This is a genomic window from Mesorhizobium sp. B1-1-5, from assembly GCF_006443065.1.
Taxonomy (GTDB): Bacteria; Pseudomonadota; Alphaproteobacteria; order Rhizobiales; family Rhizobiaceae; genus Mesorhizobium.
In genome coordinates this window covers 1-8,913 of record NZ_VFWS01000165.1, presented here as the reverse complement: position 1 = coordinate 8,913, position 8,913 = coordinate 1, and the positions used below count along the sequence as shown (strand labels likewise).

8 protein-coding genes are annotated in these 8,913 nt (G+C 61.4%); 1 reads left to right on the top strand and 7 read right to left on the bottom strand.

Annotated elements, in window-relative coordinates:
• From FJ980_RS27945 to FJ980_RS27920, 6 genes are all read right to left on the bottom strand, one after another.
• A partial coding sequence (locus tag FJ980_RS27945) for a carboxyl transferase domain-containing protein (protein WP_281406342.1) occupies positions 1 to 386 on the bottom strand: 386 nt, incomplete at its 3' end.
• A gap of 9 nt (positions 387 to 395) precedes the next feature.
• Positions 396 to 1,295 carry a hypothetical protein gene (locus FJ980_RS27940; RefSeq protein WP_140546886.1) on the bottom strand — a complete coding sequence of 300 codons (900 nt, stop codon included), beginning with the start codon at positions 1,293 to 1,295 and terminating at the stop codon, positions 396 to 398.
• A gap of 9 nt (positions 1,296 to 1,304) precedes the next feature.
• Complete coding sequence (locus FJ980_RS27935) at positions 1,305 to 2,468, bottom strand: isovaleryl-CoA dehydrogenase (protein ID WP_140546885.1); 1,164 nt, start codon at positions 2,466 to 2,468, stop codon at positions 1,305 to 1,307.
• A 42-nt stretch (positions 2,469 to 2,510) separates the two neighbouring features.
• The gene (locus FJ980_RS27930; RefSeq protein WP_140546884.1) at positions 2,511 to 3,158 is read right to left on the bottom strand and encodes a TetR/AcrR family transcriptional regulator; all 648 of its coding nucleotides are present in this window, start codon (positions 3,156 to 3,158) and stop codon (positions 2,511 to 2,513) included.
• Positions 3,159 to 3,634: 476 nt separating this feature from the next.
• The gene (locus tag FJ980_RS27925; protein ID WP_140546883.1) at positions 3,635 to 3,916 is read right to left on the bottom strand and encodes an acylphosphatase; all 282 of its coding nucleotides are present in this window, start codon (positions 3,914 to 3,916) and stop codon (positions 3,635 to 3,637) included.
• Between the two features lie 257 nt (positions 3,917 to 4,173).
• The gene (locus FJ980_RS27920; RefSeq protein ID WP_140546882.1) at positions 4,174 to 5,307 is read right to left on the bottom strand and encodes a pyridoxal phosphate-dependent aminotransferase; all 1,134 of its coding nucleotides are present in this window, start codon (positions 5,305 to 5,307) and stop codon (positions 4,174 to 4,176) included.
• A 181-nt stretch (positions 5,308 to 5,488) separates the two neighbouring features.
• Between FJ980_RS27920 and FJ980_RS27915 the strand changes: the two genes are divergently transcribed.
• Entirely contained in the window at positions 5,489 to 7,168 is a 1,680-nt protein-coding gene (locus FJ980_RS27915; RefSeq protein WP_140546881.1) for a sulfotransferase, read from the top strand.
• An 803-nt stretch (positions 7,169 to 7,971) separates the two neighbouring features.
• On the opposite strand, the gene FJ980_RS27910 is transcribed toward FJ980_RS27915, so the two are convergent.
• Positions 7,972 to 8,913 (bottom strand): porin (locus FJ980_RS27910; RefSeq protein ID WP_140546880.1); only part of this gene is annotated, 942 nt, incomplete at its 5' end.

Below are 8,913 nucleotides of genomic sequence, written 5' to 3'. Positions count from 1 at the left end.
TGCGCCCTGAGATGCTTCTTCACCGTCAGCGGATAATAGGTGCCGCCCTTCACCGTGGCGTCGTTGACGACGACCATGACTTCGGCGCCCTCGATGCGGCCGACGCCGGTGATGATGCCGGCCGACGGAATATCCTCGCCATACATCGACCATGCCGCGAACTGCCCGACCTCGAGGAAGGGCGAGCCGGTGTCGAGCAGTTGCGCCAGCCGCTCGCGCGGCAACAGCTTGCCGCGTGAGACGTGGCGTTCGCGGGCTTCGTCCGAGCCGCCGCGCTCGACGCTTGCAGCCTTCTCGGCGATGTCGGCGACCAGTGCGCGCATGCGCTCCGCATTGGCGCGGAAGGTGTCGGAGGAGGGGGAGATCTGGGTTTGCAGTGTGGCCACGGTCGATTCCTATTGCTCTGCCACGATTTGCAGCGTGCCGTTTCGCCGCTCGAAGATATATTCAGACAGAAGGTCGGGTTCGCTTTGAAAAACATTGGCGATCAATACGTGGGCTATCTGCACCGCCCTCGGCAAACGCTTGTCGAACACAATAATCGCGTCGCGTCGCGGAATGGCTATGACGACGCCCTCGGGGAATTGGGGTTCGAGCAGGGTCCAGAATTTGTCAGTCAGGAGAAGGGCGGGCGAGATCGCTTCGTCACCTTCGACTCTGAAGATGGATATCCCTTCGCGAATTCTCTCCTGTCTGACCTTGGACATCTGCCTATCGATGTTTGCGAGAGCAAGTTGGCGAAGTTGTGCGAGGGAACGTCCTCCGACATCAGACTTGGGCACGCTGCGAAGGGAATCTTCATCGTCGATCTGGTAGAGGACGACAACGTCACCAGCGAGATCCTCATAGACTGGATCCTTTTCGGACACCGCGCCGCCTTTGAAGGCGTCGAGATGCTCGCGAGGGCGAATGTTTGCTATCAAGTGATCAGCGTCGAAGCCTGTGTTGGTGTCGACAAAGACCAGAACGTTCAAGAATCGCTGGATTTCGGACTCGATATCCTCGGAGGGTAGTTCGCGAAGGCGACCCAACAAGTTGGTGACGTCGACCTCGAGATTCTGATCCTTACCTGACAGCACTGTCGTTACATGCAGACGAGCTGGATCGATAGGGTCGGGAGCAACCGCTTTGACACGACTGTCAGTCTTCAACCGCGAGATCACTTCGGTTCGCAGCGCATCCGCATCCTTGAACAACGGCGTGCCGGAATGCGCTGTCGCGACGAATGCCGGGAGCAAAATCGAAGTGACAATCGCGCCCACAATTCGTTCGAGATCCAATGGCAGCCTTGGCATTTTAAAAGCTCACGCCCCCTCCGACATGATCTCGCGCCCGATCAGCCAGCGGCGGATCTCGCTGGTGCCGGCGCCGATCTCGTAGAGCTTGGCGTCGCGCAGCAGCCGTCCCGTCGGATAGTCGTTGATATAGCCGTTGCCGCCGAGCAGCTGGATGGCATCTAGCGCCATCTGCGTCGCTTTCTCGGCGGCGAACAGCACGCAACCGGCGGCGTCTTTTCGCGAAGTCTCGCCGCGGTCACAGGCGGCCGCCACCGCGTAGACGTAGGCCCGCGCGGCGTTCATCGTCGAGTACATGTCGGCGAGCTTGCCCTGCACCAGCTGAAAGGTGCCGATCGGCTGGCCGAACTGCTTGCGCTCATGCACGTAGGGCACAGCGATGTCGAGGCAGGCCGCCATCAGCCCGATCGGGCCCCCGGACAGCACCGTGCGCTCGTAGTCGAGCCCCGACATCAGCACCTCGACGCCGCGCCCTTCCTCATGCAGCACGTTCTCGAACGGCACCTCGACATCCTCGAAGACGAGCTCGCCGGTGTTGGAGCCGCGCATGCCGAGCTTGTCGAGTTTTTGCGCCACCGAAAAGCCGGCCATCGTCTTCTCGACGATGAGTGCGGTGATGCCGCGCGCATGGCGTTCCGGATCGGTCTTGGCATAGACCACCATCGTCCCGGCGTCCGGGCCGTTGGTGATCCACATTTTCGAGCCGTTGAGCACGTAGCGGTCGTTGCGCTTTTCGGCGCGCAGCCGGAGCGACACCACGTCCGAGCCGGCGCCTGGTTCCGACATCGCCAGCGCGCCGACCGTCTCGCCCGAGCAAAGGGCAGGCAGGTACTTCTCCTTCTGTGCCGGGGTGGCCCAGCGGTTGATCTGGTTGACGCAGAGGTTGGAATGCGCGCCGTAGGAGAGGCCGACCGAGGCGGACGCACGCGAAATCTCCTCCATGGCCACGACATGCGCGAGATAGCCCATGCCGCTGCCGCCGAAGTCCGGATCGGCGGTGATGCCGAGCAGGCCGAGCGCGCCGAGCTCGCCCCAAAGATGCGCGGGAAATTCGTTGGAGCGGTCGATCTCCGCCGCGATCGGCGCGATCCTGTCCTGGGCGAAGCGCCGCACCGTATCGCGCAGCGCCTCGATGTCGGGATCAAGTCCGAAGCTGAGCGTATTCGTGTACATGCCGTTCCTCCCTGCGCCGGTCTTCGCGGAGATCGCGCCGTATCAGAGTGCCACGGCGTCCCTGGCGCGCCCTGAGGGACGCGCGGTGCCATGGCTGATTGTCGCGCCGACCAGCCGCATTGTCATCGAAAGATATGTCGTGGTGACTTCGGCGATCGACAGCCGCTCGCCTGGCCGGAACCAGACGATGACGCCGGTCATCATCTGGATCAGCGCCATGGCGGTCAGGCCTGTATCGTCGATCTCGAAAGCGCCGGCCTCAGTGCCGTCGCGCAGGATCGTGCGCAGTTCCTTTTCATAGGTCGTGCGTATCTTGAGGATATAAGTCAGCCTTTCATGCGACAGGCTGCGCAACTCCATATTGGAGACATGGGTGGCGTGGCGCCGCTCGATGTGGAACGCGATGTGGTTCTCGACATAGGCGGCGAGCCGGGTGACCGGATCGACGCTCGCCGGTCGCGCCGCTTCCCAAGCCTTGAGCAGACCTTCCATATGCTCTCGCATCAAGGTGAAAAGCAGATCTTCCTTGGTCGGGAAATACCGATAGAGCGCTGCCGCCTGCACGCCGACCTCGGCCGCCAGCTGCCGCATCGACATCGCCTCGTAGCCGAGGCGCGCGATCAGGCTGACCGCCGCCTCGCGGAGGGCCGCTTCGGTTTTCTCTCCGTCGGAACCTGTGGTGCGTGCCATGTTTGCCTCTGGCAGGAATAATAAAACGAACGTTCAATTAATTCAAGAGGCTCATACGCTCGTTGCCCGCCCCGGCTTTGCGGAGATGAAATGAGACTAGTTCCCCGATAAGCGATTTCGAAGGTTGCCGTTTGCCTCGGTGAAAGTTTTTCCATTCATTTCCGTGAAATCAGCGCAAACGCCGGGGATTAGTTGAAGCCGCCCCAACCTCGTCATTCTATGGCGGAGCAAGGAGCGAAGCGACGCGGCGCAGACCATAGAATCCATTCCGCGACTTGGAAGCGCCGCCACGGTGCAGAATTCTGCTCCGTTGCACGCCTTGGCGAAAGTAACGGCATGGATTCCAGGGTCTTCGCGACGGAGCTTCGCTCCTGCTCCGCCCTGGAATGACGATCGCGATGGGCATTTCGGCCAATCTCCAACGCATGCTACCAACGCAAACAGAGCCGGCCGGTCAAAATCCCTGTGCAGTGACGCTAGACGATGATCTTGAAATCCAAGGGCGCCTCTTCGGCCGCCTCCTCGACCTCGACATTCGAGACGAGCGCGCCCCGCGGCCCTTGCCACAGGCGTTCGATCATCGCCGTGACAGCGGCACCTCCGCCGGCAATCAGTGCGGTGACCGAGCCGTCACGCTCATTGCGCACCCAACCCGTCAGCCCGAGACGCATCGCTTCTGCGCGCGTCCAGACGCGGTAGCTGACGCCTTGCACCATGCCGGAAATACGCGCCCGAACGGCTCTATGCTCGCCTTGCATTGCCTGTGCTCCGCGTTGCACCTGGCGGAATCTGGCACAGCAAAGGGCAAAGGCAACGGGGACTTGGGCTAGGGTGTGTTGAGATTCAGGTCAGGCCAAGCCGAAAATGGTGGCTTTCGAGAACCGGCCTACGCCGGCCGTAGCCTTCATAGAGCCGAGACACTTATGAGGGCTTTGGCCGGCGAAGGCCGGAGCGGAGCGGACATTCGGGTTCGTGAGCACCGGAAGCGTAGAAAACCAGCATTTGCAGGCTGGTATCACCTGAATATCAACACATCCTGGTTCCCTCGCGCCGCCGCCAGGGCGCCCGGCAACTCCTCGGCGAAGATATCGAGCTCATGGTCGAGCCCGACGCTGACCCTGATGCAGCGGTCGAGCCGTGGCGCCATCGGCTTGCGGATGAACACGTCGCGCGACAAAAGGTTCTGCATCACCTTCAGCGCGAAGGCGCCGTCGCGGCCGCAGTCGATGGTGACGAAATTGGTCGCCGACGGCAACGGTTTCAGGCCGTTCTGCCTGGCGACGGCCGAAATGCGCTCACGGCCCGCCGCAACGCGCGCCACCACCGCGCGCAGATAATCCTGGTCGGCAAGCGCCTCGAGGCCGGCGACCTGCGCCATGCGGCTGACGCCGTAATGGTTGCGGATCTTCTCGAAGTCGCGGATCACCTCTGCCTCCGCCACGGCGTAGCCGCAGCGTATGCCGGCCAGGCCGTAAGCCTTGGAGAAGGTGCGCATGCGGATGACGTTCGGCCGCGCGACATCGATCGCCGGCAGCGCCGAGGCCGGTCCCAGCTCGCCATAGGCCTCGTCGAGCACCAGCATGGTGGTTTCCGGCAGCGCTTCGATGAAGCGCACGACATCCGGCGCCTCCCACCAGCTTCCCATCGGATTGTCGGGGTTGGAAAGATAGACCAGCGGCGCCTTTTCGCTCGCGACCTTGGCGAGAAGACCGTCCAGGTCTTCCTTGTCATTGGCATAGGGCACCGTCACCAGGCGACCGCCGACGCCGGCGATATGGAAATTGAAGGTGGGGTAGGCGCCGAGCGAGGTGACTACCGCATCGCCAGGGCCGACATACATGCGCGCCACCAGGCCGAGCAGGCCGTCGATGCCTTCGCCCACGACCACGTTTTCGATCGCCACGCCGTGATGCGCGGCGGCCGCCACCTTCAATTCGTAATTGTCGGGATCACAATACATCCATTGGTCTCGGGCGGCGCTCTCCATGCGGGCGATGACGCGCGGCGAAGGCCCGAAACTGCTTTCATTGGCGCCGATGCGGGCGCGGAACGGCCGCCCGCGCTCGCGCTCCTGCGCCTCCGGGCCGACGAACGGCACCGTGGTCGGAAGCGCGCCGATGATCGGCGTGAGGGAGGGGCGACGAAGCATGGCACAGGCTCGCGTGGAAATGGTGTTCTTGCTAACGTGATGGTTGATTGGGCGCAAGCTGGATTGAAACCGCTGAACGGGTTCTTGCCAGCGTGGGTGAAGGACGCAAACATCACTGAAAGCATCGGCTCCGCGTCGAGCTTGGACTGGATTCCACCCGCGCTTTTTGCTAGCAGACACCATGAACAATCGTCTGCCGCCCGCCTGGTCCAAACACTTGAAATCTGGCCCTGCGCCGAAACCCAGATGGCCCCAGGCAAGTCCGCCACAGCCGAGCCTTCACAAGGCAAATTCGCTCGCCCGCTCGCAGGCCGACGACGCTTTGCTGGCGAGAGCCTATGAGTGTCAACAAGCCAAACGACTCGATGAAGCGCAGGATCTATGCTTCCAGGTGCTGGCTCGAACGCCGAACCATCCGCTGGCTCTCTACATCATGGGCACCGTGTGCCTCGGCTACGACGACGAGGCGGCGCTGCGCTATTTCGGACGCGCGATCGCTGAGGAGCCTAAGAACCCTTACTACCATCTCAGCCTCGGCGAGGCCTATGGCAAGCTGAGTGAATATTCGGCGGCGATCGACCATATTCAGTATGCCTTGGAAGTGCAGCCCGATCTCATAGAGGCGCTTTGCGCCCTGGGGCGCGTCTACACCCAGTTCGACAAACCCGACCTGGCTTTGCCGCTCTACGAGAAGGCGCTGAAGATCAACCGCGACCATCCCAAGGCGCGGATCGGAATAGCGGCCGCGCTCACCGGCCTTGGGCGCATGGATGAGGCCGCTTCCTATCTCAAAGAGGCGATCGAACGCCGCATCGACGCGGCGGCCGCCTACTACGACCTTGTGCAAACCCGAAAGTTCATTGAGGAGCCCGCCGAACTCCAGGCGATCCTTCGCGAGCTGAACAGTCCGGGGCTTAAGCCGGAGGCCAGAGCCAGCCTCAACTACGCCGCCGGTAAGGTGGAGAACGACCTCAAGCGCTATGCGGAAGCCTTCGACCACTTCAAGAAGGCGAAGCAAGCGGAAGGTTACAAATTCGACATCGATCGGTACCGTCGCTTCGTAGACCTGACGATTGAAACCTTCACGCCGGAGCTGTTTGCCGCAAGGTCTGGTTACGGCAATACTTCCGAAGCGCCCGTATTCGTGGTGGGCATGCCACGCTCGGGAACGACGCTTACCGAACAGATCTGCGCCAGCCATCCTGAGGTTCATGGCGCCGGAGAGCTTAGCAAACTGAGGCGGGTTGCGAATGCAATCGGCCTGCAACCCTCTGTCCCGGATTTCAACAAGCCGATCCAGACGATCACCGAAGGCTTGTCCAGGACGTTGGCTGAAGAGCACCTTACCTATCTGCGGGAGCGCGCCCCGACGGCGCAGCGCATCGTGGATAAGATGCCGCACAATTTCGAATTGATTGGCCTTCTCACGCTGCTCTTTCCCAAGGCGCGCATCATTCACTGTCGCCGCGACGCAATCGATAACTGCGTATCGTGCTATGTCCTGCCGTTCAGCGCGGCGCACAGCTACAACACGGACCTGCAGGCGCTAGGCCTATACTATCGCGAGTACGACCGCTTGATGCGTCACTGGAACGAGGTTTTCCCAGGCCGTATCTTCGAGAATCGCTATGAGACGCTTGTCGAGGACCAGGAGGCGCAGTCGCGCCGGCTCATAGACTACCTCGGCCTGCCTTGGGATGACGCATGTCTTCGCTTCTTCGACAGGGAAGGGGCCGTTACCACCCCCAGCCGCTGGCAGGTTCGTCAGCCGATCTACAAATCCTCCGTCAAGCGCTGGAAGAATTTTGAGGGCGAGATCAAACCGTTGATCGAAGCACTAGGCGACCTCGCCGAGGTTTGATTTCGGCCACTGGAACGGCTGCGGCGTGCCGGTTGCTCGATGCGGAAACACTGGCGGCATCGGTCAATGCCGGTCTGACTGGTCCAGAAACCTGCCACGCAATGCTGGATCGGTGATGGTCGTTCCCGCCGCTTCATCCTGCGTTCTCTAGTTCCCCGACACAGGGATTTTGAAAGGTTGCCGTTGGTGCAAGATTTTCCATTCATTTCCGTGAAGTCGCCGGGGATTGGTTGAAGCCGCCCCAACGTCGTCATTCCAGGGCGGAGCAAGGAGCGAAGCGACGCGCGCAGACCATAGAATCCATTCCGTGACTTGGAAGCGTTGCTGCGGTGCAGAATTCTGCTCCGTTGCACTCCTTTGGCGAAAGTAACAGGATTCCAGGGTCTTCGCGACGGAGCTTCGCTCCTGCTCCGCCCTGGAATGACGACGCGGTGGGTCGGTCAAAATCCCTGTGCAGTGCCATAGAAGCAGCTGCGGTGCCGACCGGGCATTTCCTCGAAATTGATGAGATTGGCACCTTCCCGCTCATGCCTCGACGTCGGCAGTTGGCAAACGGGGCGGGGAGTGTTCGATCTGGTCCCAAGCGAAGAGATGTCGCGCAGGTCTGAGGGGCGTTCCGCCGGAGTTGAAGCTCTTCACTGACGCTGCATTGCAACGGTGTGGAATGCCAAACGGCGCCTTCGACATTGCTGATGCAACACCCAAACTGCCCCGCGGTTTGGAACCTCGACATGCATCAAACCAGAAAAGAAAAACCCGGCAGTTGCCCGCCGGGTTTCTTTGTATCGCAGAAATATCTGGCCTTAGAAGTCGCGCTGGAAGCGGAGGATGCCGCCGACGACGTTCTTCTTGGTGCCACCGGTGAAGGTGAAGTTCTCCGGACCAGCATCGCCGAACCGGCCCCCATGGAGGTAGTCGACTTCGGCCGTGACCGTGAGGCCCGGGACAACGGTGTAAGCGACGTTCGCGGCGACGCCGACGTTCTTCCAATCGTCAGCCGAGGCCTGGATGTTGAACGAGGCCTTCTCGCTGAACTTGTAGGTACCGCCGCCCCACACAGCCCAGTTCCCGCCCCACGGCTTGTAGAAGCCGCGACCGCCTGCATAGTGCAAGTAGGTGCGGTCGTTGAGGTTGTCGTCAGTGCCATAGCCGGCCATGAGGAACAGCGAGAGGGCGTCGTTGACGTTCACGTCCAAGCGGACCTTGCCGGACACTTCCTCGTAGTTGCTGTCATAGGCGATGACGCCGGTGATCGCGCCCCAGCCCTGCGTCCACTTCACGCCGCCGACGATGTGCGGCACATAGGAGTCGATCGCGCCAGCGCCGTAATATGCGCCATAGTTGGCGGCTGCACCAAGACCAACGCCGAGAGGATCCCTGAGAGTGCCGGCACCCGCGCCTTCTTCGAGCGAGACCACCGCCGAGAAGCCGTTGCCGGCGTCGAAGTAGTACTGCACGACATTGGTGTCGAAGCCGCCATAGGGGATCAGCGTATCTTGGATGACGTTGCCGGCGTAGCCGACGAACGTATCGAAAGCCGATTCGTCCTTACCGACGCGCAGGCCGCCAAGCTGGATCCAGGCAAAGTTCAGCGAGGTGCTGCTGCCGGGGGCATTGACGAAAGGTGTAGTGTCGGTGTTCCCCGAGTTTTGGAAATTGAAGCGGGTCTCGGTGTAGGTCTTCAACGTGCCGAGCTCGGTTTCCTGGCCGGTCCAGGTCTTCAGCGAGAAACGAGCGTGCTTGAA